Annotated in this window: 32 protein-coding genes and 1 pseudogene; 21 read left to right on the forward strand and 12 right to left on the reverse strand. The window is 65.5% G+C overall.

Features of this window, described 5'->3' with window-relative positions:
- Positions 1 to 79 precede the first annotated feature (79 nt).
- From GV792_RS02945 to GV792_RS02955, 3 genes are all read right to left on the reverse strand, one after another.
- Complete coding sequence (locus tag GV792_RS02945) at positions 80 to 643, reverse strand: YceI family protein (protein ID WP_218581180.1); 564 nt, start codon at positions 641 to 643, stop codon at positions 80 to 82.
- A 71-nt stretch (positions 644 to 714) separates the two neighbouring features.
- A complete protein-coding gene (locus GV792_RS02950; RefSeq protein ID WP_163821998.1) occupies positions 715 to 1,212 on the reverse strand; it encodes an allene oxide cyclase barrel-like domain-containing protein in 498 nt (165 codons plus the stop codon).
- Positions 1,213 to 1,227: 15 nt separating this feature from the next.
- Positions 1,228 to 1,716 (reverse strand): nuclear transport factor 2 family protein, encoded by a 489-nt coding sequence (locus GV792_RS02955; protein ID WP_163821999.1) that lies wholly within the window; start codon positions 1,714 to 1,716, stop codon positions 1,228 to 1,230.
- A 452-nt stretch (positions 1,717 to 2,168) separates the two neighbouring features.
- On the opposite strand from GV792_RS02955, the gene GV792_RS02960 reads away from it, so the two are divergent.
- Complete coding sequence (locus GV792_RS02960) at positions 2,169 to 3,134, forward strand: GNAT family N-acetyltransferase (RefSeq protein WP_163822000.1); 966 nt, start codon at positions 2,169 to 2,171, stop codon at positions 3,132 to 3,134.
- On the opposite strand, the gene GV792_RS30030 is transcribed toward GV792_RS02960, so the two are convergent.
- On the reverse strand, positions 3,131 to 4,759 hold the full coding sequence (locus tag GV792_RS30030; protein WP_163822001.1) for a helix-turn-helix transcriptional regulator: 1,629 nt from the start codon (positions 4,757 to 4,759) through the stop codon (positions 3,131 to 3,133). The two genes, GV792_RS02960 and GV792_RS30030, sit on opposite strands and share 4 nt — an antisense overlap.
- A gap of 132 nt (positions 4,760 to 4,891) precedes the next feature.
- On the opposite strand from GV792_RS30030, the gene GV792_RS02970 reads away from it, so the two are divergent.
- Entirely contained in the window at positions 4,892 to 5,482 is a 591-nt protein-coding gene (locus tag GV792_RS02970; protein ID WP_256671513.1) for a hypothetical protein, read from the forward strand.
- Between the two features lie 527 nt (positions 5,483 to 6,009).
- Positions 6,010 to 6,912 carry an aminoglycoside phosphotransferase family protein gene (locus GV792_RS02975; protein WP_163822002.1) on the forward strand — a complete coding sequence of 301 codons (903 nt, stop codon included), beginning with the start codon at positions 6,010 to 6,012 and terminating at the stop codon, positions 6,910 to 6,912.
- A 58-nt stretch (positions 6,913 to 6,970) separates the two neighbouring features.
- On the opposite strand, the gene GV792_RS30200 is transcribed toward GV792_RS02975, so the two are convergent.
- From GV792_RS30200 to GV792_RS02985, 3 genes and pseudogenes are all read right to left on the reverse strand, one after another.
- Positions 6,971 to 7,084: a DUF397 domain-containing protein gene (locus GV792_RS30200; protein ID WP_309138504.1), complete on the reverse strand. Its 114-nt coding sequence runs from the start codon at positions 7,082 to 7,084 to the stop codon at positions 6,971 to 6,973.
- Between the two features lie 149 nt (positions 7,085 to 7,233).
- Positions 7,234 to 7,395: pseudogene (locus GV792_RS30300) on the reverse strand (Scr1 family TA system antitoxin-like transcriptional regulator); the annotation flags it as partial.
- 128 nt (positions 7,396 to 7,523) lie between these two features.
- A complete protein-coding gene (locus GV792_RS02985) occupies positions 7,524 to 7,688 on the reverse strand; it encodes a helix-turn-helix domain-containing protein (protein WP_163822003.1) in 165 nt (54 codons plus the stop codon).
- A 306-nt stretch (positions 7,689 to 7,994) separates the two neighbouring features.
- On the opposite strand from GV792_RS02985, the gene GV792_RS02990 reads away from it, so the two are divergent.
- Complete coding sequence (locus GV792_RS02990; RefSeq protein ID WP_163822004.1) at positions 7,995 to 8,180, forward strand: hypothetical protein; 186 nt, start codon at positions 7,995 to 7,997, stop codon at positions 8,178 to 8,180.
- Positions 8,181 to 8,272: 92 nt separating this feature from the next.
- Entirely contained in the window at positions 8,273 to 8,461 is a 189-nt protein-coding gene (locus tag GV792_RS02995) for a hypothetical protein (RefSeq protein ID WP_163822005.1), read from the forward strand.
- 231 nt (positions 8,462 to 8,692) lie between these two features.
- On the opposite strand, the gene GV792_RS03000 is transcribed toward GV792_RS02995, so the two are convergent.
- From GV792_RS03000 to GV792_RS03010, 3 genes are all read right to left on the reverse strand, one after another.
- On the reverse strand, positions 8,693 to 9,232 hold the full coding sequence (locus GV792_RS03000) for a VOC family protein (protein ID WP_175582982.1): 540 nt from the start codon (positions 9,230 to 9,232) through the stop codon (positions 8,693 to 8,695).
- 203 nt (positions 9,233 to 9,435) lie between these two features.
- Positions 9,436 to 10,638: a lipid-transfer protein gene (locus tag GV792_RS03005; protein WP_163822006.1), complete on the reverse strand. Its 1,203-nt coding sequence runs from the start codon at positions 10,636 to 10,638 to the stop codon at positions 9,436 to 9,438.
- Positions 10,631 to 11,077 carry a Zn-ribbon domain-containing OB-fold protein gene (locus GV792_RS03010; protein WP_309139067.1) on the reverse strand — a complete coding sequence of 149 codons (447 nt, stop codon included), beginning with the start codon at positions 11,075 to 11,077 and terminating at the stop codon, positions 10,631 to 10,633. Before GV792_RS03010 ends, GV792_RS03005 begins: the two co-directional genes overlap by 8 nt.
- 132 nt (positions 11,078 to 11,209) lie before the next feature.
- On the opposite strand from GV792_RS03010, the gene GV792_RS03015 reads away from it, so the two are divergent.
- Positions 11,210 to 11,995 (forward strand): hypothetical protein, encoded by a 786-nt coding sequence (locus tag GV792_RS03015; RefSeq protein ID WP_163822007.1) that lies wholly within the window; start codon positions 11,210 to 11,212, stop codon positions 11,993 to 11,995.
- Positions 11,996 to 12,182: 187 nt separating this feature from the next.
- Here the strand turns inward: GV792_RS03015 and GV792_RS03020 are convergent, their stop codons facing one another.
- Complete coding sequence (locus tag GV792_RS03020; RefSeq protein WP_163822008.1) at positions 12,183 to 12,788, reverse strand: TetR/AcrR family transcriptional regulator; 606 nt, start codon at positions 12,786 to 12,788, stop codon at positions 12,183 to 12,185.
- An 86-nt stretch (positions 12,789 to 12,874) separates the two neighbouring features.
- Here GV792_RS03020 and GV792_RS03025 point away from each other — a divergent pair, with 86 nt between their 5' ends.
- The 15 genes from GV792_RS03025 (at position 12,875) to GV792_RS03100 (ending at position 25,710) form a co-directional block, all read left to right on the forward strand.
- A complete protein-coding gene (locus tag GV792_RS03025) occupies positions 12,875 to 13,876 on the forward strand; it encodes a saccharopine dehydrogenase (protein WP_163822009.1) in 1,002 nt (333 codons plus the stop codon).
- 210 nt (positions 13,877 to 14,086) lie between these two features.
- Positions 14,087 to 15,475 carry an MBL fold metallo-hydrolase gene (locus tag GV792_RS03030; RefSeq protein WP_163822010.1) on the forward strand — a complete coding sequence of 463 codons (1,389 nt, stop codon included), beginning with the start codon at positions 14,087 to 14,089 and terminating at the stop codon, positions 15,473 to 15,475.
- Between the two features lie 249 nt (positions 15,476 to 15,724).
- The gene (locus GV792_RS03035; RefSeq protein WP_163822011.1) at positions 15,725 to 15,994 is read left to right on the forward strand and encodes a metal-sensitive transcriptional regulator; all 270 of its coding nucleotides are present in this window, start codon (positions 15,725 to 15,727) and stop codon (positions 15,992 to 15,994) included.
- Positions 15,995 to 16,040: 46 nt separating this feature from the next.
- Positions 16,041 to 16,814, forward strand: a complete 774-nt coding sequence (locus GV792_RS03040) for a sulfite exporter TauE/SafE family protein (protein ID WP_163822012.1) — start codon at positions 16,041 to 16,043, stop codon at positions 16,812 to 16,814.
- Positions 16,815 to 17,041: 227 nt separating this feature from the next.
- Complete coding sequence (locus tag GV792_RS03050) at positions 17,042 to 17,455, forward strand: hypothetical protein (protein WP_163822013.1); 414 nt, start codon at positions 17,042 to 17,044, stop codon at positions 17,453 to 17,455.
- Positions 17,456 to 17,668: 213 nt separating this feature from the next.
- Positions 17,669 to 18,214: a VOC family protein gene (locus tag GV792_RS03055; RefSeq protein WP_163822014.1), complete on the forward strand. Its 546-nt coding sequence runs from the start codon at positions 17,669 to 17,671 to the stop codon at positions 18,212 to 18,214.
- A gap of 403 nt (positions 18,215 to 18,617) precedes the next feature.
- Positions 18,618 to 18,869, forward strand: a complete 252-nt coding sequence (locus tag GV792_RS03060) for a hypothetical protein (RefSeq protein WP_163822015.1) — start codon at positions 18,618 to 18,620, stop codon at positions 18,867 to 18,869.
- A gap of 221 nt (positions 18,870 to 19,090) precedes the next feature.
- Positions 19,091 to 19,579 carry a TauD/TfdA dioxygenase family protein gene (locus tag GV792_RS29475; protein WP_375154447.1) on the forward strand — a complete coding sequence of 163 codons (489 nt, stop codon included), beginning with the start codon at positions 19,091 to 19,093 and terminating at the stop codon, positions 19,577 to 19,579.
- Positions 19,580 to 19,717: 138 nt separating this feature from the next.
- Positions 19,718 to 20,362, forward strand: a complete 645-nt coding sequence (locus tag GV792_RS03070) for an ABC transporter permease (RefSeq protein ID WP_375154448.1) — start codon at positions 19,718 to 19,720, stop codon at positions 20,360 to 20,362.
- Entirely contained in the window at positions 20,359 to 21,636 is a 1,278-nt protein-coding gene (locus GV792_RS03075) for an ABC transporter ATP-binding protein (RefSeq protein WP_163822016.1), read from the forward strand. Before GV792_RS03070 ends, GV792_RS03075 begins: the two co-directional genes overlap by 4 nt.
- A gap of 77 nt (positions 21,637 to 21,713) precedes the next feature.
- On the forward strand, positions 21,714 to 22,451 hold the full coding sequence (locus tag GV792_RS03080; RefSeq protein WP_163822017.1) for an ABC transporter permease: 738 nt from the start codon (positions 21,714 to 21,716) through the stop codon (positions 22,449 to 22,451).
- A complete protein-coding gene (locus GV792_RS03085) occupies positions 22,448 to 23,440 on the forward strand; it encodes a glycine betaine ABC transporter substrate-binding protein (protein ID WP_163822018.1) in 993 nt (330 codons plus the stop codon). Before GV792_RS03080 ends, GV792_RS03085 begins: the two co-directional genes overlap by 4 nt.
- A gap of 310 nt (positions 23,441 to 23,750) precedes the next feature.
- Positions 23,751 to 24,473, forward strand: coding sequence for an Rv1157c family protein (locus GV792_RS03090; RefSeq protein WP_175583858.1), 723 nt, complete (start codon positions 23,751 to 23,753; stop codon positions 24,471 to 24,473).
- Positions 24,474 to 24,505: 32 nt separating this feature from the next.
- Positions 24,506 to 24,676 (forward strand): DUF2613 family protein, encoded by a 171-nt coding sequence (locus GV792_RS03095; protein ID WP_163822020.1) that lies wholly within the window; start codon positions 24,506 to 24,508, stop codon positions 24,674 to 24,676.
- Positions 24,673 to 25,710 (forward strand): DUF3068 domain-containing protein, encoded by a 1,038-nt coding sequence (locus tag GV792_RS03100; RefSeq protein WP_163822021.1) that lies wholly within the window; start codon positions 24,673 to 24,675, stop codon positions 25,708 to 25,710. The genes GV792_RS03095 and GV792_RS03100 overlap by 4 nt, the downstream gene beginning before the upstream one ends.
- Positions 25,711 to 25,778: 68 nt before the next feature.
- On the opposite strand, the gene GV792_RS03105 is transcribed toward GV792_RS03100, so the two are convergent.
- Positions 25,779 to 26,828: an FAD-dependent oxidoreductase gene (locus tag GV792_RS03105; RefSeq protein WP_163822022.1), complete on the reverse strand. Its 1,050-nt coding sequence runs from the start codon at positions 26,826 to 26,828 to the stop codon at positions 25,779 to 25,781.
- Positions 26,829 to 26,837 lie beyond the last annotated feature (9 nt).

Genomic DNA, 26,837 nt, shown 5'->3' on the forward strand with positions numbered 1-26,837 from the left:
GACCCGCTGCGGTCTTCTCGATGGAGAGGGCCGCAGCGGGCGTCACGCGATTCGCGGGGGTGTGGTAGGGCGGGCCGGGTTAGATGTCTCTCTGGAGGACAGTGTCGATGTACAGGCTGATCGTCACTTTCCGGCCCACCGCTGCGCCGCCGCCGTCCATCGGGACGTGCAGACCGAAATCGCGCCGGTCGATCAGCGCGGTCGCGGAGAATGCTGCCCGCTGCTCGCCGGACGGATTCGGGCCGGACTCGGTGAGCTCGACGTCGATGGGCACCTGCCGGGTGACGCCGAGCAGTGTCAGTTCCCCGTCGACGACCCAGCCGTTGTCGGCCAGTCGAGCCCCGGTGGAGCGGAAAGTGATCGTGGGAAACCTTTCGACGTCGAGGTAGTCGGCCGAGCGAAGGTGATGGTCGCGTTTGTCGTTTCCGGTGTCGAGGGATGTGGTGTCGATCGTCGCCGTCGCGGCCGTTCTGCTGTGGTCAGCGGCGGTGATGAGCGTGGCGTCGAAGCCGGTGAACCGGCCGCGGACCACACTCACTGTGAGAAATCGGGTGGAGAAGGTGATGGTGGAGCGTCCCGGGTCGGCCTTCCAGGTACCGGCCGGATAGCCCAGGATCGACATCGTGGCTGGAGTGGAGTCCATTGTTGTTCTCTCCATGGATGTGGGCGGATGTAGTGAACCGCCGGGGTGGTGGGGGTCGGATCCGCAGGCAGTCACTCCGGCATCCGATAGGTGATTTCGCCTCGTGCGTGCTCCTGCGGTGTCGCGATATCCCAGAAGCGGAAAATGCCGCGCGCATCGCGGTAGGCGCCGGTTCCACCGGTGATGGCCATATCGAGCGGGCTAGTACCTTCGACCCACAGCGCTTGCATGGTCACCGACCCTTGTTCGAAGTCGGCCGACAGTACGCATTGCATCGTGGTCTTGCCGTCGACGATCCGGATGAATTCACAAGAGCCACCGCCATACCCGACCTCGCGGCCGTTCTCGCGCAGAATGCCCGAGTAGACGTAACGGTCCCCTATGTTCGGACCGGGTTGTCCGAGATCCAGGGAACGATATTGATCGGTCTCGACTGTGACCTCGATGATGTCGACCTGCTCGTCGGCCGCATTCGCCTCGTCGCCGCAGCCGGCAAGTGCGCCGCCGACGAACAGCGCGCCGGCAGCGGCAAGCGACATTCTGGTGACCCGTTTCTTCGTGTGTCGCATGTTCCGGCCCGCGAATCAGGGCGTGTCGAGCGCTGTGGCCCGGCCCCGCGCGTCTTCGGCCGCCCAGACGACGTCCGGTGAACCGGGCAGTGGCGTGGTGTCGAAGTAGCGGACCTCATAAGTGCGTTCGGCGAATTTCCACCCGTCAGCAGTGCGCCGGTAGCGGTCGTGGAAGAGCGCGTAGTTGAAGATCGACCGGCCGTCGTTCAAACGTCCGAGCTCGCAGATGTAGGCCCGGCCGGTCGCGGTGTCACCATCCAGCACGACCGACCCCGCATGGGTGGTCTGAACGAAGTACTCCCACTGCCCGGCGTGCAGTTCGGTTCCGCGGCGGATCTCTTCGCGGCCGGACTGCTCGATATTCACGGCCGGGATTCGATATACGCCGTCCTCGGTATACAGCGACGCGAGTCGTTCGGTGTCACTCATCATCGCCGCATCGCTGAATTCCGCTCGCAGCGCTTCTATCTCGACGCGATCGGCGATTGCTTGCAGGTCTACCATCAGAGTTCTCCTCGATTGTCGGCGGTCGTACGCGGCACGGTCAGCACGCCGCGCAGCTCATCTGGGTATGGAGGCCGACGACCCCGATGCCTCGATGACTCGGCCGTCTTCACAGCGGCCGAGGAACATCTCGTTGTCGATCGGCGATTCGAACGTCCTCGCCAGTAACGACGAAACAGCCGACGCAAATGTCAGGACCGGCACACCGCGAACAAGAACCAGGCAGCAGAAAATGCTGAGTTATGTGCCGATGACCATCCTGATCGACTCGCCGAGAGTGACTCGATCTGCGGGATCGACGCTGCGGGGACCACCGCGCCATTCCGACCCGCCCTGACTACCTCGACTCGGCTTCACCGACCGCATGGGTACTTCACCCCATTACCCGGCTGCAAGCCCGATGGGCTTTTCACCCGATGTGGCGCACCCTGGACCGGTCGTAGCGTTCGGGTATGAGCACTGTGACAACCGAGCGGTCCGCGTCCGATATCGCCTACCGCCTATTGAGGGAATCGGAATTGGTGGAGGCGGATTCGATATTCCGCCTCGCGTTCGGGACGTTTATCGGCCTTCCCGACCCGATGATGTTCGCCCATGGCACCGACTGCGTGCGCACCCGGTGGGAGGCTGATCCGAGCGCCGCGTTCGCCGGCGTGGTCGACGGCCGTCTCGCCGGCTCGAATTTCGGGACGAACTGGGGCAGCGTCGCAATCGTCGGACCGTTGACCGTCCACCCCGATCATTGGGATCAGGGCGTGGGATCGCTGTTGATGGAACCGGTGATGGAGCGCTTCGCCGCTTGGAGTAGCACTCATCTGGGGTTGTTCACCTTCGCCCAGAGCCCCAAGCACCTCGAGCTCTACCGCAAGTTCGGTTTCTGGCCGCGTCATCTCACCGCGATCATGCGTAAACCGGTGCAGCGCACACAACCGGCACCGGGATGGATGGCCTACTCCGAATTGTCCGGCGCCGAGGACCCGACGGTGCTGTCGATGTGCCGTTCGCTGACAGACGAGGTGTACGGGGGGTTGGATCTGTCGGGTGAAATCGCTCGCACGCGAACGTGCGGGGAAACCGTGCTGATCATGGACGGCTGGTCGGTGTCGGGGTTGGCGGTGTGCCATCTCGGCGCGGGCACAGAAGCCGGCGATGATGTGTGCCTGGTGAAGTTCGGTGCTGTCCGTCCAGGGCCTGGCGCAGCCGAGCGATTCGAACGACTACTGGACGCGTGCGAAGATCTCGCCGCCGAACGCGGGCTCGGCACCATCGAGGCCGGAACGAATCTGGCTCGCACGAACGCCTACAGCAGCATGATCGCGCGTGGCTTCCGTACCCAGCTGCAAGGTGTGGCGATGCACTGCGCCGACGACCTCGGGTACAGCCATCCCGATTCGTATGTGATCGACGACTGGCGCTAGGTGAGACCCTGCCGGTATGCGTAGGCGGTGGCGGCGGCTCGGGAGGACACGTTGATCTTGGAGAAGATATTGCTGAGGTGACGTGAGACGGTCTTCTCGCTGAGCGACAGTGTCTGTGCAATAGCGTGATTCGTCATCCCGTCCGAAACGAGACGAAGCACCTCGACCTCCCGAGCTGTCAGGCCCGCCGGCAGAAGCGACGGTGGTCGATCCGCGAGCAGTGCGTCGGTGGCAACCACATCCGGCGCAGCACCCAGCCGGGTGAAGATCGCACGGCACGTTTCCCATTCCAGGCGTGCGGCATCGACGTCGCCGATCGATTGGCATGCCATTCCGATCAATCGGCGACTGCGCGCAAGCTCGTACGGGATGTCGAGCTCCGACCAGATCTGTTCCGCGACGCGCAGTTCGAGAAGCGTTCCCGCTGGATCCCCCTCGGCAAGGCGCAGCGCACCGTTCGCATAGGCGGCATTGGCACGAACCGCGGGACCGATGTCGGCCAGCGCGTCCAGCTCGCTGGCCGCACTCTTGGCCAGCGCTGAATCCCCCTCGGCCGTAGCCAGTTCCGCCAATGCGGGCAGCAACTTCGCTCGTGCGAGCCTATCAGCGGGCCGCTCCGCCAACGCCCGCATCAGACCCGCCGCAGCCGCATCGGTGCGCCCCTGCGCCGCACGCAGCAGAGCCAAACCGGGTTGCACCTCGTAGCTGTAGCGACCGGCGTGCGAGTACGCCTCCTCGGCCGCGACCAAGTCGCCGACCAGCCGCCGGATCTCGCCGACCTGGTACCAGGCTTGCCCGGCATCCATCGCGACGGTGCCGTTCTGCTCCTGGCATGCCCGCCGTGCTTCACGTTCGGCTTCCGTCCACGACCCGTGCAGCCGCAGGATCACCGACCGATGCATCCGACACGACCCCGAAATGGGCGTACCACCCGGTTGCGAGCTGACCCACTGCTCGAACGCCAACGTCCAGGCCTGCGCCCGACGCACGTCGGAAATGGCCTCGCACACGCTGATCGAGCTGCAATAGATCCCAACGCGCACCAGCGGATTCTCTACCTCGCCCGCGACGACGGCGAGCATCGCTTCGTCGAGTAACGCCAGCGCGGGCGGTATGTCGCCCAGGGCGGCGAGGGCCCGGCCTTGTTGATGTAGCCCGTAGTCGACCAGATCGCGATCACCGCACAAGTCCCCTATCGCGGTGACCCGGCGGGCAAGGTCGAGCGAAACGTCGGGGTTGCCCGCGAAGTAGTTCCCCTCGGCCTCGGCCAGATACAGGTAGCCATGTTCCCGGCACTCGGGCTCCGCGGCCAGCAGGCGCTGAACACGGGCAAGCCAGCCCATCGCGGCAGCCTCATCTGCCCGAAGCATGAAGACGAGATGGATCCGATAGGCGCACAGTGCGGCGGCGCGGTTCGCGCCGCTGTGCAGGTACCGCGCATATGAACGACTACGAATCTCAACGCTCTCATCGGTGCGACCCAGCAGGTGGGCACATTCCGCCAGCGCCTCCTGATCAGAATCATCGAGCTCTGACGCCGCGGCCGCACGGCCCAGCAGCGTATACGCCTCATCCCATGCGGCTTTCCGGAACGCAGCACGGCCCAACTCGACGTCATCGGCCACACACAAACAGTCCCCCGTGCCGCGTGCCTTCGCAAGGTTCATCGCCGCGTTTCCAGGCTGGTCCCGGTGCAAACACGCTCGCCTCCGCTGGCATATCGGCGTAACGTGAGTAGTGACGTAATCATGTAATCAATGGTGGTGAATGACATGGGGCGTAATTGGCATGGCGGCCGTGGATGGCACGGCAAGGGCGGCTGGCAGGCATCGGAGGCTCCCGGCGCACAGGATGCGGCCAGCTGGTTCACAGGCAGATTGCCGGAAGGTTGGTTCACCGGATCCCCCACAGTGACGGTGGACCGCGACGAGATCGTCATCGTCGGTGAACTGCCGGCCCTGGAGGGCGACTTCGCAGACGAAGCCGCACGAGCGGCCGCCGAATCCGGCAGGATCAGCCGGTTCCGCGAAGAGACCCGCGAACAGCGCATCGAGATCGCACGGCAAGCCGAGCATCGTTACCAGCGCAAGGTCGCGTGGGGCGCGCGCATCGGCGACAGCGTGGAACTGTTCACCACCCTGTCCGCGCCGGTGATGACCCGCCTTCGGCAACCCGAACGCCTCGTCCTCGACACCCTCGTCGACGCGGGCGTCGCACGTTCACGAGCCGACGCACTGGCGTGGGCGGTGCGCCTGGTCGGCGAACACGCGGAGACCTGGCTGAACGAGCTGCGGGACGCGATGACGACAGTCGACGATCTCCGCGCAAAGGGCCCGGAGCTGTCATAGATCGGTGGTCGAGCACGCGAGGCGCGGCGATCGAAGTAACCGGGCCCCTTCGGGCCACTTGGCCGCGCCGGAACCTGCACCACCGATGCAATGCTCGCGGTCGGGGCAACTCGCGATACATCAGCCGCGACGAGTGGTACCTGGCTGCGGCATTTCACGAGAGCGCCCCGCAGTCAGGTACCACTCGTGCTGACATCGCTGCGTGCGACACGTGGTGGCCGGGCGAAGGTGTGACAGGTGCTGGTGCCGGCGCGGGCCCACCACATGGTATGGCCGCTTCCGAGGCAGTTGTCGCCGACACCTGTACACGCCTGGTGGCTAGGGGTCGCGATGAACAACCTTGCGCGCGTATCCATTCGGAGATTCCGGCCGTCAGCGGGAGCCGCTCATCGAGGGACATATGGATGAGCGAGCAGACAACCCCATCGAACGATGCGGCTCGCCGGAAGCGGTGCACCTTCACCGCCGTCGGCTACCGGTTCGTGCGACCAGCCCTGACGATGGGCTGCCCCGTACTATCGCGTCACATGACCGACCCCGCGATCGAGATAACCGCAGACCTCGTCTACGACCTGCTGCTGCAACAGCACCCTGACCTTGCGGGGCTGAGCATCCGCGAGGTCGCGGGTGGTTGGGGCAACCAAATGTGGCGCCTCGGGGATGATTTGGTCGTGCGCATGCAGCGCATGGACCCCACCCCGGAGCACCAGCTCGACGAGCGGCGGTGGCTACCCGTGTTGGCCCCGCGCCTACCGCTCCCAGTGCCGATCCCGGTGCGGTTCGGTGAGCCGTCCGAGCGCTTCCCGAAGTACTGGACCGTACTGACGTGGGTTCCCGGCGAACCGCTGGACCATGGCACGATCAGCCGCGGCGCCCATGCGGCCGACACTCTGGCGGGCTTCCTCCGGGCACTCCACGTGGAGGCGCCGCAAGACGCACCGATCAGGGTGGACCGCGGCGGCCACCTCGAGCAGTACACAGATGGATTCGACCACTTCCTGCACGCGGTTGTCCCCGACGCTCTCGCCGACGGGGTCCGGTCCGTCTGGGACGACGCCGTCGCAGCGCCCGCATGGGATGGCCCCCCGCTGTGGGTGCACGGCGACCTCCATCCCGCGAACGTCGTCGTCTCGGACGGAACGCTCTCGGGCGTGGTCGACTTCGGTGACATGTTCGCCGGTGATCCGGCGTGGGACCTCGCTGCCGCATGGGTAATCCTGCCTGCTGGCGGCGCCGCACGCTTCTTCGACGCATACGGTCAGGTGGACGAGGCGACAATCCGGCGCGCCCGCGGCCTGGCTGCTGCGAAAAGCCTGTTCCTCATGCTGATGGGCCAGAACGGAGACCGGGGCCTTCCCGGCGGCAAGCCGACCTGGGGACCCGCAGGCCGGGCAGCACTCGATCGTGTTCTCGGCGGGAATTCGATCTAGCAGAGTCCCGCACTGCCAGAGCCAGCAGCGATCAGCGCAGGGCGTTGCGTGTGAAGCCTCAGGGGCGACCGAACTCGCCCTCTGCGGCCCCACCCAGGAACGAGTCCCACTCGGCCGGGCTGACCACCAGAGCCGGGCCGGTGGGGTTCTTGGAGTCCCGGACGCCGACCATGCCGCTGTCGAGTGCGCGATCTCGACACAAGTATTCGCCCGTTCGGACCGGCTGCTCTTGAACCACCGCGCCCCGGACAGGTCAATACAGAGTTGCCGGGCCATGACGGAAGGTCCACCGACCCGGTGACGCAACACCGCCTCGGACAGGATCGCGTCCATCTCGAATCCGTCCTGATTCGGCTTGGCCTGCCGCCGCATGGCCAGCTCTAACTTCTGCTCCGCATCCTTGGTGGAGAGGGTGGGGTCATCCGCCCAGATCAGTTCCCTACGGTATTCGGGGGTCTGGAACAGTCCGGGCAGCAGGGTCATCTGGAAGGTGATGATTCCGCTCGCCGCGTCTTCGAGCGCGAGGTAGTGATTGAACCCCGGCTCCACCGCATAGCTGCGCCACCAGCCATTCCCGGCTTTCTTCGCTTCCTCGACCTCTGCGGCCAGTGTCAGTAGCCGCTCGCGTTCCCGTTGAGTGCCTGATACTCATCACACAGGGCGTTGACGTAGACCCGCGACAGCTTGGCCGGTAGCCCGTCCTCCATCCGCCCGATCGTCTGTGGCGATACCTCGATGACCTTCCCCGCGGCCGTTTGACTCTGACCTGCCCGCATTCGCAACCTGCGCAGTTCCCGCCCAGCCGCCCGTTATGGGAGTGTCGACCCCGCTGCCATGTAGTTAGCCTCGCTATCGGATTGCTCGAATTATGGAACGCCTCGTGGTGGAACATGTGGTCGTGCGTGGCCCTCCGCAGAATCTTGGTGTCGCGACCGAAGAAACACGACGATCCACATTCCAAACCCCTTGCGGGGCGGGTCTACTGATCTCAGCGCCGAGCGGCGGGTGAGGTCCGACCCCACCGGACCCCTGACGCTCGGGGCACACCAGCCGATATCGACAACCCGGAGGTGCCCGCAATTATGAATGCCGTTCCCCCTTTTCGCCACCATGCCCTTCTCACCATGCCGGTGGAGCTTGCACATCGGATCATGCAAGAACACGTCGACGGTCCGGTCACGGTGTGCGCGATCAAATCACAGGCGAAAACTGTACTGGTGCACCATAAACGCCTGGCACCGGCGAGCCGCGTGAAGTTCGGGTATTGAGTCGTGGACCGACTGCGCGATATCGAAATCGATGTTTTTCGCGAGGTCATCGAGGCGGTCGATGCCCGGCTCGACACCCTCCAGAACCTCACGTGCCCCGATCGAAGGTCTACACCTCGGTCATCTACGCGGTCATATCCAGCGCCAGGGACACCCGTCACTACGGCGCCGGGATGCTGGCACACGCACCATTGCTCGATTCCATCCTGTCAGGTGCGGAGGGAAGCGAGCACGGTGCGACGATCTTCGCCACACTGGTGGACTTGACTGCCTTGAACTAGCGAAATACCGCCATCCGAACCGAATTCGAGGTGACCCGACCATAATTCGGAGGGTAAATTGAGGCCACACTTTGCGCAGCTGGGTGGCTCAGCATCGTCGAATTGCCCTGATCATCGGGATGGGCCTGTGACCGACGGTCCCATCGTACGGACGGGTTCGACTCACTTGGGTCCTCGCACCCATCCGGATGTGTGGCCGTCGGGCGCCATGCGGCGTCCGTCGTCGGATCGTCAGGAACTGCGGTGCGCGGCGTATTGTTCCGCAACCCGCGCCCACACCTCAGGGTCGGTTCGCGGCCCGCCGGGAGTATCCGCGCCGTAACGCTCGATCTCGGCCGCGATGTTCAGCTGCCCCGTCAGAGGGGTGCCCGGACGCAGCGCCGATGCGACGTGCTCATCCGGGACCAACCAGCACACCTCGAACTCGATGCCGTCGGGGTCGCGCCCGTACAGCGCCTTGGTCGAACCGTGGTCTCCGGAACCGGTGAGAGCACCGGAGTCTGCCAGCGCTCCGCGCATCCGGCCGAGCTCGGCCAGCGTGTCGACCTCCCACGCCACGTGATACAAACCGACCGAACCGGGTGCGGGTAGCGCGGCGCCGCGGGACTGGAACAAACCCAGATCATGGTCGTTCGCGGAGCCCGCATGCCGCAGGAATGCGCCACCGGGAAAACCTTCGGGCAACCGCTGGAAGCCGAGCACCCCTTCATAGAAAGCGAGACTGCGTTCCAGGTTCGACACGTACAGGACGACGTGGTTGATTCCCCGCATGCCCAGCTGCTCCTCGACCGATAGCTTCTACATTTCCGCCACACCGACAACGAGCGGACGTCATTCCGCCGCGATCCTCCCCTGACCGCGCGCACGGTAGCGCGGCGCGTCCCGATGATCGGGAACAAGCGTTGTGTGGCAGCTCCCCCGTCCGGCCGGGCTATCCACCGTCGAGACCCGGCCGTCCGGAGTGAGCTTCAGATTCAGCGGGTCGCGATGATCGCCGAGCCGTGACCGAAGAGCCCTTGATTCACTGCGATACCCGCGCGCGCGTCGTCCACCTGGCGCCCCTCGGCATGGCCGCGCAACTGCCAGGTGAGCTCGCACACCTGAGCGATGGCCTGCGCGGGGATCGCCTCACCGAAGCAGGCGAGCCCGCCACTGGGGTTCACCGGCACACGTCCGCCCAATGTCGTTGCGCCGCTGCGCAACAGCGCCTCCGCGCCACCGGTCTCGCAGAGCCCGATGTCCTCGTACCAGTCCAACTCCAGTGCGGTGGAGAGGTCATAGACTTCCGCGAGAGACAGGTCGTCGGGCCCGAGCCCGGCCTCCTCATACGCGGCGTAGGCGACGGCGGAACGGAACGCGCGCGACGGAGGTTCGACGGCAACTGCGGAGTCGGTCGCGAAATCCGGCAGGTCCAGCACGGTCTTCGGGAACGTCGGCGTCACCGTCGACAATGCCCGGATGCGGACCGGGTCGGTGACGCCGTGACGCTTCGCGTACTCCATCGAGGTCAGCACCACAGCGGCGCCGCCGTCACTCGTCGCGCAGATGTCGAGCAGCCGGAGCGGGTCCGAGACGATCGCCGAGGCGGCGACCTCTTCGGCCGATACGTCCTTGCGGTAGCGCGCATACGGGTTGTTCAGGCCGTGGCGGGCATTCTTCACTTTGACCGCGGCGAAATCGTCGAGCGTGGCGCCATGAAGTGCCATCCGCCGACGTGCATAGAGCGCGAAATAGATGGGGTTCGTCGCGCCGAGCAAATGGAAACGCAACCAGTCCGGATCGTCGCGACGTTCACCGCCGACCGGCTGGAAGAAGCCCTTGGGAGCCGCATCCGCACCGACCACCAGCGCCACGTCACACAATCCAGCCAAGATCTGGGCGCGCGCGTTGGCGATGGCCTGGGCACCGGAGGCACAGGCGGCGTAGCTGCTCGAGATCCGCGCCCCCGACCAGCCAAGTGCCTGGGCGAACGTCGCGCCCGAGACGAAGCCGGGGTAGCCGTTGCGGATCGTGTCCGCGCCGGCGATATAGCCGACCTCGCGGTGGTCGACCCCGGCATCTGCCAGCGCGGCGCGGGCCGCGACCAGCCCGTATTCGACGAAGTTACGGCCCCATTTGCCCCACTGATGCATGCCCGCACCGAGGACGGCGATATCGCGGTCATTCGTGTCACTCATCGACCGGCCTCCACATCCACACCGTGTGCTCCGCTTCCTCGTCTTCGTAGAGCACGCCGAGCGTCAGCTCGACCGGCATGCCGACAGCTAGATCGTCCACGGTGAGCCCACGCACTACCTGCCCGAGAATCACCATCTGCTCGACTTCGAGCTCCACAGCCGCCACGACATAGGGCTCGAATGGCTCGGGCGAAACATACGGAGGTGGTGGCTTGTATCGGGCGTCCGCGTACGACCAGATCCGGCCACGGGTGGAGAACAGGTATTCGGCGAGCTCGGAGCCGTCTTTCAGGGCGGAGCACTGCGGATTCCGGCAGGCCAGCGAGTTCCGCGGGAAGTATGGCGTGCCGCAGACAGTGCAGCGGCTTCCCTTCAGGCGCACCATACCGTCGTCCGCAGTGAACCAGTCGGCCACGGCGGGGCGTTGTTCTTTCTGCACAAGCCCGACGCTATAGGAACACGTTCTACTTTGGTGCCGAAATCCGCTTCTTCGATGCGCGGGCGGAGGTACGGTGAGGCCGGATCAGGGATGCGATGGCGTCCTCGAGTCGATCTGGAGTACCGCCATAGGATGGGCACCGAAATCATTGAACCGCAGTCGATCCGCAACGTCTCCATCGTCGGAGATCCCGACGATACGACGCGCGTCGTCCACCGCCTGCTCCGCGGTTTCACCACGACCGGCACCGGCAGGGCGGCCACAGTCCCCTGGGTGACCGACGGCATCGATCACACGATCCGCATCGCCGAACAGTCGAGCGACGCGCCCATCGCCGCCCTGGAGCGGGCGATCCGGGTAGCCGATGGGGTGATAGCGGTCATGAACGCCGCCCCGGAGAGCACCGCACGACTCGAAGCGATACTGCGGATCGCCGACGACCACCAGGTCGCACGCTTATGCCTGGTGACCGGACTCGATCATCCCGCCGCCGACTTCGACCGCTGCCTCCGCACGATCGCGGGCACGCACGGAGCGGTGCCGTTGACGCTGCAGATCCCGCACGGTATCGGCGCCGACTTCGACGGCGTCATCGACCTGATCCCGATGTGGTCCCTCGAACCGATGGCCGCCGCGTTCTACGGTAGCTATTGGAAGGTCGCCGAGAAGCGGTACTGCGACCTGGTGGACCAGGTCATGCAACAGGGCGTATCGGTTCCGAACATCCACAGTCTGCGAGAAATCCCAGCCGAGCAGGTGCACGACCGCGTCCGCCACCTCACCCACCTCGGCGACGCCGCCCCCGTCCTGTGCGATGCGCCTCCACGCACCGACATCGCCCCACTCCTGGACGCGATCGTCCGGTATCTGCCATCACCCATGCATGTCTGCCAACCGGAACATGCCCTCGACTACTGATGGACACGTTCGGGCTCAATCCAGCAACAAGCCACCATCCATGACCAGGGACGGCCCGGTCATATAGTCGGTCGGCGGCGAGGCGCGATACGACACCAATCCCTCCATGAATCCCGGTAGATCCTGGACTCCGTCATCGAGTCGGCACCGCAGCCCTGACGTGGATTTTGGTGACCGGCAGCCGACCCTAGTGGCCGGAATTCCGATATCGCTCCCCGGTTGCGCTGGCGGCTAGGAGGACGCCGGTCAAAGCCGTGATGGCGTCGTCGACGGTCGCGGTCCCCCGGTTCAGTTCCCCAGCAATGGCCTCTGCGGCGCCGAACACGCCGACACAGTGCAGCCGCAGAGCCGCGCGGCTCATGCCGGAGTACGGCGTCAGCGCATCGGCGATGACATCGGTGTAGCTGTCGTACATCTCGTGCTGGATCGCCTCCATGTCCGGATCGCCTTTCAGCGCCGCGGAGATGGCGTTCAACTCCGGCATATCGGTGGCGCAGGCGAAATAGGCGGCGCTGATGACCGCCGCGACGCCCCCCGCGGTCGGCGGGGCCTGCTCCAGGGCCTGCATGGTGGCGGCACGGTGCCGTTCGTCGAGCCGCCGATAGAGCGCGAGCAGCAAGCCGGATCGGGTGCCGAAATGGTCGTACACGATGGGCCTGCTCACCCCGGCCGCCTCGGCGAGCGTTGGCAGCGTCAGCCCGTCGGCGCCGTTGGCGCGCACGATCGACACGGCCGCATCGAACAGCTGCTCGCGCCGGGCCTGCTTGGACAGGCGGGTCGGTGTGGTGGCCATCGTCCTCCTCTTGCGTCCTTCCGAGATTCTAGCTACAAACTGTAAGTTACAAAATGTAGGTTTGCAGATCGGGAAGGACTATGGACATGGACCATCGGAAACCGGTACTACTCCTTGGCGGTTCGGGACAGGCCGGCTCGGACACTGCCGCCCATTTGCGACGGTGGCACCCGGAGCTGCCGTTGACCATTGCCGGCCGGAATCCGGCGCGCGCACAGCGGGTGGCCGACGAACTGGGCGGCGCCACCGCGATAACCATTGATCTAACGCGCCGGGATCTCGGACTGCCCGCCGGCGAGCAGTATGCGGCAGTGGTCGCGACCGTGTGGGACAGCAGGCTGAACGGGCTGCGATTCGCGCAGGATCACGGCGCACCGTACGCCAGTCTGTCCAGCGGCATGATCGACATCGCACCGGAGATCACCGCAGGTACGCAGCGCCCGGCCGCCGCACCGGTGCTGATGGCCAGCCACTGGGCGGCGGGTGTCATCACGCTCGTGGCACTGGAATGGGCCAAGGAGTTCGACCGGGTCGACACCATCCGTATCGGCGCGATCCTCGATGAGAACGACGCCGGAGGACCCGCCGGCCTCGCGGATCTGGAGCGTTGGGCGGAGGTCACCTCCGCCGGATACGCACGGCGCGACGGCGTCTTCGCCTGGATCGGCGCGGCGGAGGCGCAGGTCGAGCTGCACAGCCTCGACGGCACCGCCGTCACCGGCCAGACCGTCCCCATCCTCGATGTGACCAGCCTGGGGCTCGCAACGGGCGCGCCGAACGTCGAATTCGCCTTCGCGGTCGGCGAATCCGCAGGATCGCGCCGCAGCGAGGGACCGTCCGTTGAAATTCGGATCGACCTCGAGGGGCTGGGCAGGTCGGGCGCTCCGCTCACTATCAACCGGCATGTGGTCCACCTGAGCGGACAGCGCCCCCTGACATCACTCGGCCTCGCGCTGGGTGTCGAACGATTGCTCGGACTGCGCGGCGATGCGGTGACGCCCGGCATCTACACGCCCGAGGTGTTGCTCGATTCGGCATATGTGGTCGAGCAGCTGGTCGACGTGGGAACCAGCTTCGTCGACGTGTGAGTCCCGCAAACGGGTGTGGCGGTGGCCGCCATCGTGCGGTAGCCGCCATCGCCCACGCATGTCCGCCGACCTGAAACAAACCCTCAGCTTCTGGCGGACGCTCTGATCGGCAACTGATCTTGCAGGCCAGATACCCCCGGGGGCATTTGCATACCCTCGGGGGTATATGTCAGGATGGACGCGTACGCGGCAACACCTGGAGGAGTCCGCATGATTCTCGAGCAGTACTACATCGAGTGCCTATCGCACGCGTCGTACCTGATCGGCGACGAAAGCACCGGTCGCGCCATCGTGGTCGACCCGCGCCGCGACGTCACCGAATACCTCACCGATGCGCGCGACCACGGCCTGACCATCGAGGCCGTCATCAACACCCACTTCCACGCCGACTTCGTCTCCGGACATCTGGAGCTTCTCGAAGCGACCGGAGCATGGATCGGTTTCGGTGAGGCCGCGCACACCGACTATCCGATTCGGCGCCTCCGCCACGGCGACCACCTCGAACTCGGGGCGGTCGACATCGAGATACTGGCCACCCCAGGGCACACCTGGGAGTCGATCAGCCTTCTGGTGCGAGAACACGCGGACGCGACGCCGAGCGCGGTACTGACCGGCGATTCCCTCTTCATCGGCGATGTCGGTCGCCCCGATCTGGTCAACCTCGGTACCAGCACGAGCACCGATCTCGCCCGAGCCATGTATCGAACCATCCACCAGACGCTGCTATCGCTTCCCGACTCGGTCACCGTGCTCCCAGCGCACGGCGCGGGCTCCTCGTGTGGCAGGAACCTGTCGACCGAACTCTCCTCCACCATCGGCGAACAGCGCCGCGGCAACTACGCGGTTCAGCCGATGAGCGAGGATGAGTTCGTCGCACTGATCACCGAGGGCCAGCCGGCGGCGCCGGCGTATTTCGCCGTGGACGCGGCCTTGAACAAAGCCAACCGGCCACTGTTCGACGAGCAGCGTCATGTGCCCGCGATCACCGCCGAGCAACTCCGAGCCGAATTCGGCTCCGGAACGCGCGTCCTCGACGCTCGCACCCCTGAGGACTTCGCCAATGGCCACCTCGCCGGCTCGGTCAATGTCGGATTCGATGGTCGATTCGCCGAAACGGGCGGCATGGTCGCCGAGATCGGCGACCGGATCGTCCTGATCACCTATCCCGGACAGGAGCAGACCGCTGCCATGCGCCTCGCGCGGATCGGTTCCGACCACACGATCGGATTCTTCAACGTCGATGCCGACGGCTCGTTCCCGGACGACGTGATCGATCTGGTCCGCGTCGCGCCGCGGACGACCGTCCCCGAACTCGAACACCTACTCGCCGCGGGCTCGGTCACCGTCGTGGACATCCGCAACCCCGGCGAACGCGAGTTCGGGACGATACCCGGCGCGCTGCCGATCCCGCTGGCGCAGCTACGTACTCGCATCAGCGAGCTCTCGACCGACCGGCCGCTGGTGGTGCACTGCGCCGGCGGATGGCGTTCGAGCGTTGCGGCATCGCTGCTGCGCGCCCACGGAATACCGGACGTCAGCGACCTGGCCGGCGGATACAACGCATGGGCCGCCCGATCACAAGACATGACGCGAACCTGACACAGCCACCCTCTACAACCCCTGAAGGAGACACCCATGTGCTATCAGACGACCTGTTCGACCTGCCGCAAGACCACGTGGGGCGGATGCGGACAACACGCGGACAGCGTGATGAAATCCGTGCCCGCCGCCCAGCGGTGCTCTTGTGCCGATCACAACTCCCCCGCGAAGAAGGGCTTCCTTTCCTCGCTTTTCGGCCGCTGACCCGCAGCTCGACGGCTGCCACCAACGCATACAGAAGGAAATGACATGGTCGGCAATGAAGAGAACATCGCCCAGGTGCTGAATCGGCTGCGGCGCGCACACGGTCAACTCGCCGGAGTCATCTCGATGGTGGAGCAGGGCCGAGACTGCAAGGACGTCGTCACCCAACTCGCCGCGGTCTCGCGCGCCCTCGACCGCGCTGGATTCAAGATCGTCGCCAGCGGCCTGCGGGAATGCTTGGCAGGGGAAACGCGGGAGGGTGGTGAACCACTCACCGAAGCGGAACTGGAGAAGCTGTTCCTCGCATTGGCCTGACGGTCGAGGTGACACACGAAGCCGCAGTACACAGAACGGATACTCCATGGCAACGGCGGTCGCTCTCCTACTGGGCGCGATCATCGGGATCCTGCTCGGCCTGCTCGGCGGAGGTGGATCGATACTCGCGGTCCCCGCCCTCATCTACGGCGTCGGGCTCGATATCGAGCAGGCGATTCCGATTTCACTCATCGTCGTCGGCGCCTCCGCCGCGGTCGGAGCGCTACCGAAGATCGGAGCGCACCTGGTGGAATGGCGGCTGGCCGTCATCTTCGCCGCCGCCGGCCTTCCCGCCGCCTTCGCTGGAAGCGCCATCGGACGGCTGGTACCGCAGCCGGTGCTCCTGATCGGCTTCGCCTCGGTCATGATCCTCGCCGCGGTGCGCATGCTGCGGGACACCGAAGGTGTCGGTATGGCCTGCAAGCGGACGGACTCGGGGATCAATTGGCGCCGGTGCGTGTCCCGGTCGATACCGGCGGGGCTCGGCGTGGGATTGCTGACCGGGCTGTTCGGCGTCGGCGGCGGATTCCTCATCATTCCCGCCCTGGTACTGATGCTCGGCGTCCAGATGCCCGTCGCGGTCGGCACCTCACTGGTGATCATCGTCGCGAACTCGGCTTCCGGCCTTGTCGCTCATCTAGGCGCCGGGGGAATCGACTGGGCTCTCACCGGCTTGTTCGCGGGCGCGGCAATCATCGGATCACTGATCGCGGGGCATGTGGGCACCGGAATGGATACCGGCCGACTGCAACGGTGGTTCGCCGCTCTAGTGTTCGTGGTCGCCGCATTCGTCGTGGTCGACACGGTCTTTCTGATGTGACAATGGCCGTCGCCGAGATAATTGCCGGCGTGGAACAACTCGAGGTCGTCTCGAGGTGATCCGCGCGTGGTGGTCGTCGCGCAGCCTGCTCGGGATCGCTTGGCTGGTCGGGCACGGCTTCGACCCGACGGCGACATGCGTCCGCCCTGGTCTCACCCCTAATTTCACCGGCGGGCGGATCGAATGCCGTGATCGGGGTACCCGCACAGCACGAAAGGAGTGCTGTGATGAGACCTTCACCCTCCGGTCGCCGACCCGCCCGCGCCGGGCTCGCAGTCGGCGTGATCCTTGCCGCAGCGATGCTGGGCGCCTGCTCCGATGATTCCGGTGACGATCGACCTCCCGATCCCGACCCGCCCGCACCGGAGCAGGTGAGCCCGGTCGCCGCCGAACAGCTCTGCGAGATGATCCTCGTCGATATCGGCTCCTGGCAGGAGCACGGGCCCACCGTTGGCCGGATCTCCTTTGAAGGCTATGTCCGCGCCTGGACGGCCGAGTACGAGAATTTCGACGCCGTCATCATTCGCGACCATTCCTTCGTCGACACCATGACGATCCAGTACTGCCCCGAGGTGCGTGAGCGGGCGCTCGACGCACTCGAGCTTCCCGATCTGGCCTCCGGACTTGTCGGCTACACATGACCCGTCGCGAGGGCGTGGTCATGACATTCGAACCCCTTCCGGTGCGGCCGGGCTCCAGACGAACTCAGAACGCAACGGCGACAGACCGGAGCAAACCTCCCGCTGAGTGAGCGGCAACGCCGAGGATTCGGCGGCGGCGCACATAGCGTCGTGCGGGCGAGGTGTTGATCATCCCGTCACCCGATCTCGCTCGGTAGTCCGAAGGAGTTCCTGATGCATGATCCGACCGCCGAACCCGTCATGCAGGTCGGTTACGTCGTTGCTGATCTGGACACCGCCATCCAGCAGTGGGTGGGATCCACCGGGATCGGCCCGTGGACCGTTTTTCGTGGTGCGAGCCTCGACGGCCGGTACGCGGGAAGCGATACCACCGTCACAATGGACGTGGCGATGGGTTATTCGGGTGGGATCCAGATCGAACTCATGCAGATCACATCCACCACACCGTCGCCGTACGCGGACGAGTCCGGCGAGCCGAAACTCGGACCACACCACATCGCCTGGATCACCGACGATCTCGACGCCTCGGTGGCACAAGCGCAGGAGCGGGGACTGACTGTTCTGTTCGCCGCGACCGGCCCCGGCACACAGATCGCGTACCTCCACTCTCCGGCACAGCAGGGCATCGTCTTCGAATACATCCAGAGCGAGGGGATGCGGGAGATGGTCGCCCATGGGATCGAACAGGCCCGCACCTGGGACGGGTCCGACCCCATCCGGCCGGTGACCGCGGACGTGCCGAACGACCGCACCCGGTAACGCCTGATCCCCTCGCCGAGCCATGCGCTCGCCGCACCACACCGAGCGCCTTCGCGGCGGTGGCATCCGCGGCAAGATCGCACTCGACGCAACGTCCTGGTAGCGGCCACGACTGCACCCACCGGACATCGAGGAGGACACCATGCTGGCGCTACGGGTTACACGGGCCGCGGGACGCCCGATTGGACGAGATTCCCGAGCCCGCCGTTCGTCCGGGCATGGTCAAGATTCGTGTCGCATGTGCCGGCATATGCGGGTCGGACCTCTGTCGACCCGGTTGCGCACGCCCTCGAGGTCACCGGCGGCCGAGGCGTCGATGCCTCGTTCGATGCCGCGGGCGTCGGTACCGCGACCTTCGCCCCCTGCCGTCGGAGCGCTGAGGAAGGGTGGCACCACGGTCGCCGTGGCGATGTACCACGAGGCCGTCGACCTCGATCCGGGAATGCTCATGGTGACCGAGAAGACCTGCACCGGCAGGCTCGCCTACACCAGTGAAGATTTCCGTGCGGTCATCGACGCGATCACTCAAGGCCGCATCGATCCCACGCCACTGGTCACCCGACGGATCTCACTCGACGAGGTCATGGACAAGGGACTCGAGCTGCTCCGTGGTGAAGGCCGCGATACCGAGGTGAAGATCCTCGTCACGCAGTGAGCCGCAGCCGTTGTCGTAGCAGCTGGCCGATGCTGCTCCCGCGATCCCGTTCCGATCCGCGTGACCGTAATACTGGTCGCGGCTGCCCCGGAGATGGTTGTCTCTGCTCGTTCGTCGAGTTCGAAGGAGAGCCGTTATGTCCGTCGCTGACACCGCGTCCACCGTGCAAGTCATCAAGCTCGGTACCCATATCGGCGCACAGCTCGACGGAGTTCGGCTGGGTGGCGGCCTGGACGAGCAGACCGTGGCCGCCACACACCAACCGGTACGACTACGCCGCCGCCACCGAGGAGTTCCAGGGTGCGCAAGCCAGGGCATATCGGCGAGAGTTCGAATCCACGTACTTCGAGACCGAGCATCCCGTGGTGGAAGTGCATCCGGAGACCGGTGAACGCGCCCCGCTTCTCGGCAGCTTCGTGAAGGAGATCGCCGGATTGCCCAGCAGTGAGTCACGGGTGTTCCAGGACCGGGTGTCCCGGCTCGAGCACACCACCCGCTGGAACTGGGCGCTCGGTGATGTCGCCATGTGGGACAACCGTGCGACCCAGCATTACGCCATCGACGACTACGACGGCAGTGAGCACCGGAAGCTGACCCGGATCACCCTCGCCGGAACCATTCCCGTCGGCGTCGACGGCAGGTCGAGCACCGTGATCAGCGGTAATGCCGACAATTATTCCTCGGCTGACACATTGACGCGGGCAGCGTGACGCCGCACTTCTCGAATCGCCCACCACGCGAATTCCGATCCGACCGCCCGACATCGATTAGCCTGTGACGGTTCACGAGTCCGGCCATAACACGCAGACAACGTACCGACTGATCTACAGCTGATGATGGGAATCGGCGTGAATTTGTGGAGCTATATCCAAGGGCGGGGCGATGTCCTGGCCTTCCTCACCTATCAGCACGCCTCCCTGGCATTCCAAACGGTGCTGGTCGGCACGATCGTCGCCGTGCTCATCGCGGTGGCGGTGTACCGGATTCCGCTGCTGTCCGCGCTGTCGCTGACCTCGAGCCGGGTCGCACTGACCATTCCCTCGCTGGCGCTGCTCGCGTTGCTACTGGTCCCCTTCGGGCTCGGTGTGGTCCCGTCGTTTCTCATGCTGGCGTTCTTCGCGTCGCTGCCCGTGATCGGAAACGCGATCGTCGGATTACGGTCGGTGCCCGCCTCGGTGATCGAATCCGCCCGTGGCATCGGGCTTTCCCGCTGGCGCATCCTTTTGACGGTCGAGTTACCGATCGCCTGGCCGGTGATTCTCACCGGAATCCGGGTCTCCACCCAGATGATCGTCGGTGTCGCCGCCATCGTCGCCTACGTCCTCGGCCCCGGCCTCGGATCGCTGATCTTCAACGGCCTGTCCCGCCTCGGCGGCGCGAACTCGCTCGAAATGGCGTTGACCGGAACGCTTCTCATCGTCCTCATCGCGTTGGTGTTCGACGCGCTCCTCGTCCTGCTCGGACGGCTCACGATCGCAAAGGGACTCTCATGACCGATACTGTGGCCGATCGGCCCGCGCCGCCCGAACGCAATATCACCGGTGCCTCCATCAAGCTCGATGCGGTCGTCAAGCGCTACAAGGGCCAGGACAAGCCTGCGGTGCAGCGCCTCGACCTGGAGATCGAGGCGGGCCAGATCGTCGCATTCGTCGGCCCGTCCGGTTGCGGTAAGACGACCACGCTCAAGATGATCAACCGGTTGATCGAGCCGACCGAGGGCCGGATCTTCATCGACGGCCGCGATGTCACCACGGAGGACCCCGACAAGCTGCGCCAGTCGATCGGATACGTCATCCAGTCCGGCGGACTGTTCCCGCACTGGTCGGTCGCCAAGAATATCGGCGCTATCCCCCGGGTGCTGGGCTGGGATAAGAAGCGGATCGCCGAGCGCACCGAATATCTGCTCGATCTGGTCGGTCTGGACCCGGACGCGTTCGCCGACCGGCTGCCGAAGGACATGTCGGGCGGCCAACAACAGCGGGTCGGCGTGGCCCGCGCGCTGGCGGCGGATCCCCCGGTGCTGCTCATGGATGAGCCGTTCGGTGCGGTCGACCCGATCACCCGGGTGCGCCTGCAGGACAGTCTGATCGCGATCCAGCACGAGCTGGGCAAAACCATCGTGATCGTGACCCACGATTTCGAGGAGGCCACCAAACTCGGCGACAAGGTGCTGATCCTGTCGGAAGGCGGTCACATCGAGCAATACGCGAGCCCGGAGGAGATTCTCACCGACCCTGCGACGCCGTTCGTCGAGGAGTTCGTCGGATCCGGTGCGAAGCTGGCGTATCTGACCGTGTCGCGGGTGCGCGATGTCGATCACGATCCAGTGATCACCGCGCGGATCGGCGAACCCGCCCAGCAGGTGATCGACCGCGCGAAGGCAGCAGGGCAGACCTGGATTGTTGTCGTGGACAACGCGGGACGGCCGCGCTCGTGGCCCACACTCGCGGAGGTGGCGAGCAAACCGGAGGTCTCCGACTACCTCGACCGACGACTGCCCGTGGTCGCCCAGTCCTCCACCCTCAACGACGCACTCGACGCCATGCTGGCTGCCAGCCAGGGCGCCACCCTCGTCACCGATGGGCGCGGCGCCGTGATCGGCTCGCTCAGCATCGGCTCGGTGACCGACGTGATCCAGACCAAGCTTGCCGAGGGACGCGCCGCGGAAGCGGATCTGTCGTACGAAACTTACGTCGACGGAACAGATCCCGCGCCGACCCCCGTAGTCGCCGCCGAGGACGAACACCGATCGGCCGGGCAGCCATGACCCGAGCGTCGACGAGTGAGACATCGACCCAGCCCGCCCCGGCGCCCGAGGGAACGGAGCGTCAGCGCGACGGAATCATGGCGCTCCTGCGCCGCGTCCCTCTCGACGTGTGGTTCGAGCCGCTCATCATTCTGGTCATCGGCATCGGCTATTTCCTGTGGTACCGGTCGACGACGCTGACCCCGACCGAGCAGGCCTCGCTCGGCTGGGACAATCTGCAGACCACGATTCTCGAACACATCCGGCTGACCGTGGTGGCCACGCTGATCGTCGTGGTGGTGGCGATTCCGCTCGGCATCGCGCTGACCAGGCCCGCAGTGAAGCGGTTCGAACCCATCGCCGTCAATCTCGCCAACATCGGCCAGGCCGCGCCAGCGGTCGGCCTTCTCGTACTGTTCACCTTCTGGCTCGGCACCGGATTCCGCACCGCGATAGTCGGACTCGTCGTCTACGCGATCCTGCCGATTCTGCAGAACACCATCGTCGGGCTGCGGCAGGTGGATCAGCGAACGATCGAGGCTTCGCGTGGCATCGGTTACTCGGCGGCCAGGACACTGTTCCTGGTCGAGTTGCCGCTTGCGGTTCCGGTGATCCTCAACGGGGTACGTACCGCGCTTGTCATTCTGGTCGGCACCGCGACGCTGAGTACGTTCATCGGTGCGACCAGTCTCGGCACGCTGATCACCACCGGCGTCACCCTCTTCCTGCCGAAACTGCTCATCTCCGGCGCGATCCTGGTCGGGCTGCTGGCATTGATCATCGACTGGCTCGGCAGGCTCGTCGAGCTCGCTGCGACCCCGCGAGGTATCTCATGAGTTCGCCACGAACCCGTCTGGCCATCCTGGTTTGCGCACTCGCCGTCACGCTGTCGATGCTCGCGGGCTGCGGCCTGGTGAGTTCATCGGGCACCTTCCACGACGCCCGGCTACCCGACGGCGCACAACCGTTGGACGGCGCGGCAATCGTCGTCACCTCCAAGAGCTTCACCGAGGGCGTGTTGCTCGGCAAGATCACCGCGACCTATCTCGCCGCAGCGGGCGCTGATGTCACCGATCTCACCGGGGCGCCGGGTTCCGCCTCCTCACGTCAGGCCCAGCTCAACGACGATGCCGACGTGCTCTGGGAATACACCGGCACGGGTTGGGTCACTTACCACAACCAGACCGAGACGATCGCCGATCCCGACGAACTCTGGCAGCGCGTCCACGATATCGAGAAGCGCGAACACGATCTCGTGTGGCTGCCGCCTGCCAATTTCAACGACACCTATGCCTTCGGCGCATCGGCTCCGAATGCCGAACAGCTGCGGGTGAAGTCGCTGTCCGAGGTGGCTGCCCTCCCCGTCGAAGACCGAACCTTCTGTGTCGACGACGAATTCTTCAGCCGCTCCGATGGTTTCCTTCCGATGCTGGAGAAATACGGTATCCCCTACAACGATCCGAACGGTGTGCCTTCCGCCAACGTCACCCGAATGGATGCAGGCGTGGTCTACACCGCGACAGCCAACGGTGCCCCCTGCAACTTCGGAATGATCTACACGACCGACGGCCGGGTCAAGAACCTGAACCTGGTGGTCCTCGACGACGACAAGAAGTTCTTCCTGCCCTATAGCGGCACGGCTGTCGTGCGCGGCCCCGTCATCGAGCAGAACCCGGAGTTGCCCGCGCTGCTCGCCACCATCTCCGAGCGCCTCACCGACGAGCTGATGCAGGAACTCAACGGCCGCGTCGATATCGATGGTGAGGACCCCGCCGACGTCGCCTTTGACTGGCTGAAGAGCGAGAACCTGATCGAGCAGCCATGATCTGATCGGCGATCGGGCTCGATCACCGCGCGATTATTGCCGAGATCGGCGAAAAGAGAATTGTGGATACCTACGATCAATTCGCGCTGCGCGGTTGAAGAATCAAAATTCGCCTGGATGGTGCGCTGCCCTCCACGAGCCGTGGTCTTATCGTTTCCGTCCCGAACCCGGAGATCAACAATAACTGATACCCGGGATCACACTGACATTTCTGGGTTGATCGCCGACCCACGAAAAGAAGGACGGCTTACCAGTGCTGCGCACCCGAGGATCGCGGACCGCTCTATCCGCACTCGCATTGGCGGCGAGTATGTCACTCGCCGCACCGACGTCGACCATGGCCGCGCCGCGGCCCGCGGACGAGCCGATTGTTCCGTCGATCGCGGAAGGTGTTCCCTCCGAGATGCTCGCCGCACTGACCCCGACGATCGTCAGCGCGATCTCCGCCCCTGGCGGCATAGCGGGCGGAGGTTCCAGCGCGATTGTGGCCCAGGCACGGGCTCTGCTCGCCATCCCGGCCATCCCCGCGCAGGTCAAGGCGACTCTGGAGAAGGTCATCACTTTCCTGGACGGTAGCGGTGGCGGTGGTCCCGACCTGCCGCCGTCGGACGGTCCGCGGATCGCCCAGTTCCTCTACCCGACCATCGGCAAGGGCTGCATCGGCCCCACCTCCGATTCGATCGGCACCGCGCTCGCCGTCCCCGGACCGGCCGACCTGCCGCCGCCGGGGCCCCGGGCTGGACAGACCGCCTTCGTTCTCACCGCCCTCGGCACCAAAACCCCTACGGCCGTGCAGAATGCGCCGCTGACCGTGCAGTGGGTCAACCTCGACAACCGCCGGTCCGGTGTGCAGACGTTGACCACCGCGGCCGAGATCAACGCCGATGGCCCCGCCACTCTGACGACCATCTCCGAGACCGGGTCGGGTCGTGTCGCTGCGGTGATCTCCGGCTCGCTCACCACCACCGCCGCTGATTCCACTGTCCGGACCTGCACGTTCGCCCCGACCGTCGGGTTCTTCTCCGTCGCTTGAGCCGACACCACCCCTTTGGAGTTGTTCGACCTATGAAGTTTGCCGTTTCCGGCATGGCCAGTAGCCTGGCCGGCGCGACCCTCGGGGGGATTGCCGTGCTCGGCATCACCGCTGGTGTGCAACAGAATTCGATCCCGGAGCCCGAGACGGTTGCCGATCCCGGCTCATCGCAGCTGGGCGATGTCGCCTATGGCAGCCGATGAGCAACGCGCGCAGGACCATCGCCTGCCTGCTCATCGGCGTCGGCGCGCTACTGCTCGCCGCGGCGGTCATGGTCCCGACCTACACCGTCGGCAAGGTGGCCAAAACACCGCTGGACCTACAGGTCACCACGATCGCCAAGAGCGTGCCCGGCGAGGAAAGCCGTGTCCTGGACGCTAGATCACTCACCTCGCCCGAGGGATCAGCGAGGATCGACACCGACGTGCCGATCGTCTCGCAACGTTTTCTCACCGTCGAAGAACCGTCGGGTGCCGATCAGATGACGTTGCAGGCTGGCCAGACGTTGCGCCGCGACGACCGCGACGGCGACACCGGCCTGCTCACCGCCTCCGTTGACCGCGTCACCATCGACCGCAGGACGGGCGAGCCGATCCCGGTGTCCCCCAACGGTTCCATCGCCCTCACCGTCGACAGATCGGGCGATTCGGTCGCCGACCCATCGCAGCGCGCGGGACTCCAATACCGCTTCCCGATCGGCACCGAGAAGAAGTCCTACCCGTACTTCGACCTCAATGCCCGCGCCACCTACGACATCGACTACATCGACGAGTCCGAGGTCAACGGCGTGCCTGTCTACCACTTCCGCCAGACCATCCCGGTCACGAACATGTGGGATGTTTTCCCCGCGGCGACCAACAAACTCACTCTGCCCGCCGCCAAGTGGGGCCTCGAGGGCGACGAGCAGGTCACGATGACCCGCTTCTACACCAACACCCGCGATGTGTGGGTCGAGCCGAGAACGGGCGCCATCCTCAAAGGCGGCGAGCAGCTCCATTTGTACTACGGTCGCAGCGCCGAGCGGGTCGATGTGACCGCGCTGAAGGCCCATCTCGTCTTCGACGAGGACACCATCGACGCCCAGATGGCCGTCACCCGGGACAGTCTCGACAGACTCACCCTGTTCGGACGAACCCTGCCGATCGGTGTGGCAGTCGTCGGTGGCACAGCCCTCCTCACCGGCATCATTCTCGGTGTCCGCAGCGGTATATCTCGCCGCCGTCGCGGAGTGCGGTAAGGCGGCGGTCTCAATAGCTGCGCCGGTCCCAGGCCGCGACGAACCCGGCCCTTGGGCCGGTCCGCGGCCTACCGGGAGACGCTGGCGCGGCCGCGGAGGGCGCGCTGACGGTCTTCCAGAATCGTGCTGCGACGCTGGACCATTGCCTCGGCGGGGCTGCTTCCCGAGGTGAGTGCGCGGTAGACGGCGGCGGCATCTTCGAGCGCGTCGCGGGCACCGACACCGGCGGCCGGGGTGATCGCGTGGTCGGCGTCGCCGATGAGCAGGATCGGTAGCGTCGGCTGCGCGGCGTTGTCGAGAGGAACATTGCGCGCATTGCTGACGTGGACGTCATCGGTCTGTGCGAGCAGGGTGCCGACCGGGTCGGTGATCGACGGTGTGGCCCGCACAACGGTGTCCGCCCATTCTCTTATGGGGCGAACGCCGAGGTCGTCCGGGCCGTCCAGCGGATCACTCGCTATCCGGATGAACCAGTGGGCGGGGTGGCCGGGTCGCCAGATGTGGCCGAAGGTGCTGGCTGCCGCGCCGGTGGCGTCTTGCTCGGCGAAGAAGTGCAGTTTGTCGGGCTCGCTGTCCAATTCGGCTGGGCTGGTGGTCATTCCGTACAGCACGATGTCGCCGGCATGGACCGGGGGCCGATCGGGCTCGAGGCGGGACCGGATTACGGAATCTATCCCGTCGGCGGCAATGACGATGTCGTCGGTGGTGCTCGTCGCGCCGTCGCCGTGCCGGATCAGGCATCCGCCGGATTCGTCGACGGACACGTCGGTAACGGTGTGCTCGTACCGGAGATCAGCGCCCGAGGTGTCGAGGAACTCGTTGAGCACCGTCATCAGCGAGCTGCGCAGCCAGAAGCGGTGACCGCGGCTCATGGCGGCGCGGCGGCCATCGCTCCCGACGTATTCGAGTGCATGGACCGGGGCGGAGGCTTGCTGCACTGCGTCGTCGGCGACGCCCAGATCGTGCAGGACCGAATGACCGCGTTCGTCGATGAACAGGAACGCGCCGCCCATCGCATCGCGTGGCCGCCGCTCGTACACCGTGACCGGGGTACCGCTGCGGGCGAGGGCACCGCCGAGGACCGTCCCGGCGATACCTCCGCCGATGATGGTGACCATTCGAATCTC

Origin of the sequence: Nocardia cyriacigeorgica, from assembly GCF_010868145.1 — a bacterium.
Classification (GTDB): Bacteria; Actinomycetota; Actinomycetes; order Mycobacteriales; family Mycobacteriaceae; genus Nocardia; species Nocardia cyriacigeorgica_D.

Bases quoted from the DNA above. Each gene is read 5' to 3' on its own strand.
- GV792_RS02975 (WP_163822002.1), top strand. From the start codon at position 6,010: ATGACCGACCCCGCGATCGAGATAACCGCAGACCTCGTCTACGACCTG.
- GV792_RS02990 (WP_163822004.1), top strand. From the start codon at position 7,995: ATGAATGCCGTTCCCCCTTTTCGCCACCATGCCCTTCTCACCATGCCG.
- GV792_RS03000 (WP_175582982.1), bottom strand. From the start codon at position 9,232: ATGCGGGGAATCAACCACGTCGTCCTGTACGTGTCGAACCTGGAACGC.
- GV792_RS03025 (WP_163822009.1), top strand. From the start codon at position 12,875: ATGGACCATCGGAAACCGGTACTACTCCTTGGCGGTTCGGGACAGGCC.
- GV792_RS03035 (WP_163822011.1), top strand. From the start codon at position 15,725: ATGGTCGGCAATGAAGAGAACATCGCCCAGGTGCTGAATCGGCTGCGG.
- GV792_RS03030 (WP_163822010.1), top strand. From the start codon at position 14,087: ATGATTCTCGAGCAGTACTACATCGAGTGCCTATCGCACGCGTCGTAC.
- GV792_RS03085 (WP_163822018.1), top strand. From the start codon at position 22,448: ATGAGTTCGCCACGAACCCGTCTGGCCATCCTGGTTTGCGCACTCGCC.
- GV792_RS03040 (WP_163822012.1), top strand. From the start codon at position 16,041: ATGGCAACGGCGGTCGCTCTCCTACTGGGCGCGATCATCGGGATCCTG.
- GV792_RS03105 (WP_163822022.1), bottom strand. From the start codon at position 26,828: ATGGTCACCATCATCGGCGGAGGTATCGCCGGGACGGTCCTCGGCGGT.
- GV792_RS02960 (WP_163822000.1), top strand. From the start codon at position 2,169: ATGAGCACTGTGACAACCGAGCGGTCCGCGTCCGATATCGCCTACCGC.
- GV792_RS03055 (WP_163822014.1), top strand. From the start codon at position 17,669: ATGCATGATCCGACCGCCGAACCCGTCATGCAGGTCGGTTACGTCGTT.
- GV792_RS02985 (WP_163822003.1), bottom strand. From the start codon at position 7,688: ATGCGGGCAGGTCAGAGTCAAACGGCCGCGGGGAAGGTCATCGAGGTA.
- GV792_RS03075 (WP_163822016.1), top strand. From the start codon at position 20,359: ATGACCGATACTGTGGCCGATCGGCCCGCGCCGCCCGAACGCAATATC.
- GV792_RS03080 (WP_163822017.1), top strand. From the start codon at position 21,714: ATGGCGCTCCTGCGCCGCGTCCCTCTCGACGTGTGGTTCGAGCCGCTC.
- GV792_RS03095 (WP_163822020.1), top strand. From the start codon at position 24,506: ATGAAGTTTGCCGTTTCCGGCATGGCCAGTAGCCTGGCCGGCGCGACC.
- GV792_RS03020 (WP_163822008.1), bottom strand. From the start codon at position 12,788: ATGGCCACCACACCGACCCGCCTGTCCAAGCAGGCCCGGCGCGAGCAG.
- GV792_RS02955 (WP_163821999.1), bottom strand. From the start codon at position 1,716: ATGGTAGACCTGCAAGCAATCGCCGATCGCGTCGAGATAGAAGCGCTG.
- GV792_RS03100 (WP_163822021.1), top strand. From the start codon at position 24,673: ATGAGCAACGCGCGCAGGACCATCGCCTGCCTGCTCATCGGCGTCGGC.
- GV792_RS03005 (WP_163822006.1), bottom strand. From the start codon at position 10,638: ATGAGTGACACGAATGACCGCGATATCGCCGTCCTCGGTGCGGGCATG.
- GV792_RS30200 (WP_309138504.1), bottom strand. From the start codon at position 7,084: ATGGTCGGCGTCCGGGACTCCAAGAACCCCACCGGCCCGGCTCTGGTG.
- GV792_RS03015 (WP_163822007.1), top strand. From the start codon at position 11,210: ATGGGCACCGAAATCATTGAACCGCAGTCGATCCGCAACGTCTCCATC.
- GV792_RS03090 (WP_175583858.1), top strand. From the start codon at position 23,751: ATGTCACTCGCCGCACCGACGTCGACCATGGCCGCGCCGCGGCCCGCG.
- GV792_RS02945 (WP_218581180.1), bottom strand. From the start codon at position 643: ATGGACTCCACTCCAGCCACGATGTCGATCCTGGGCTATCCGGCCGGT.
- GV792_RS02970 (WP_256671513.1), top strand. From the start codon at position 4,892: ATGGTGGTGAATGACATGGGGCGTAATTGGCATGGCGGCCGTGGATGG.
- GV792_RS03050 (WP_163822013.1), top strand. From the start codon at position 17,042: ATGAGACCTTCACCCTCCGGTCGCCGACCCGCCCGCGCCGGGCTCGCA.
- GV792_RS02950 (WP_163821998.1), bottom strand. From the start codon at position 1,212: ATGCGACACACGAAGAAACGGGTCACCAGAATGTCGCTTGCCGCTGCC.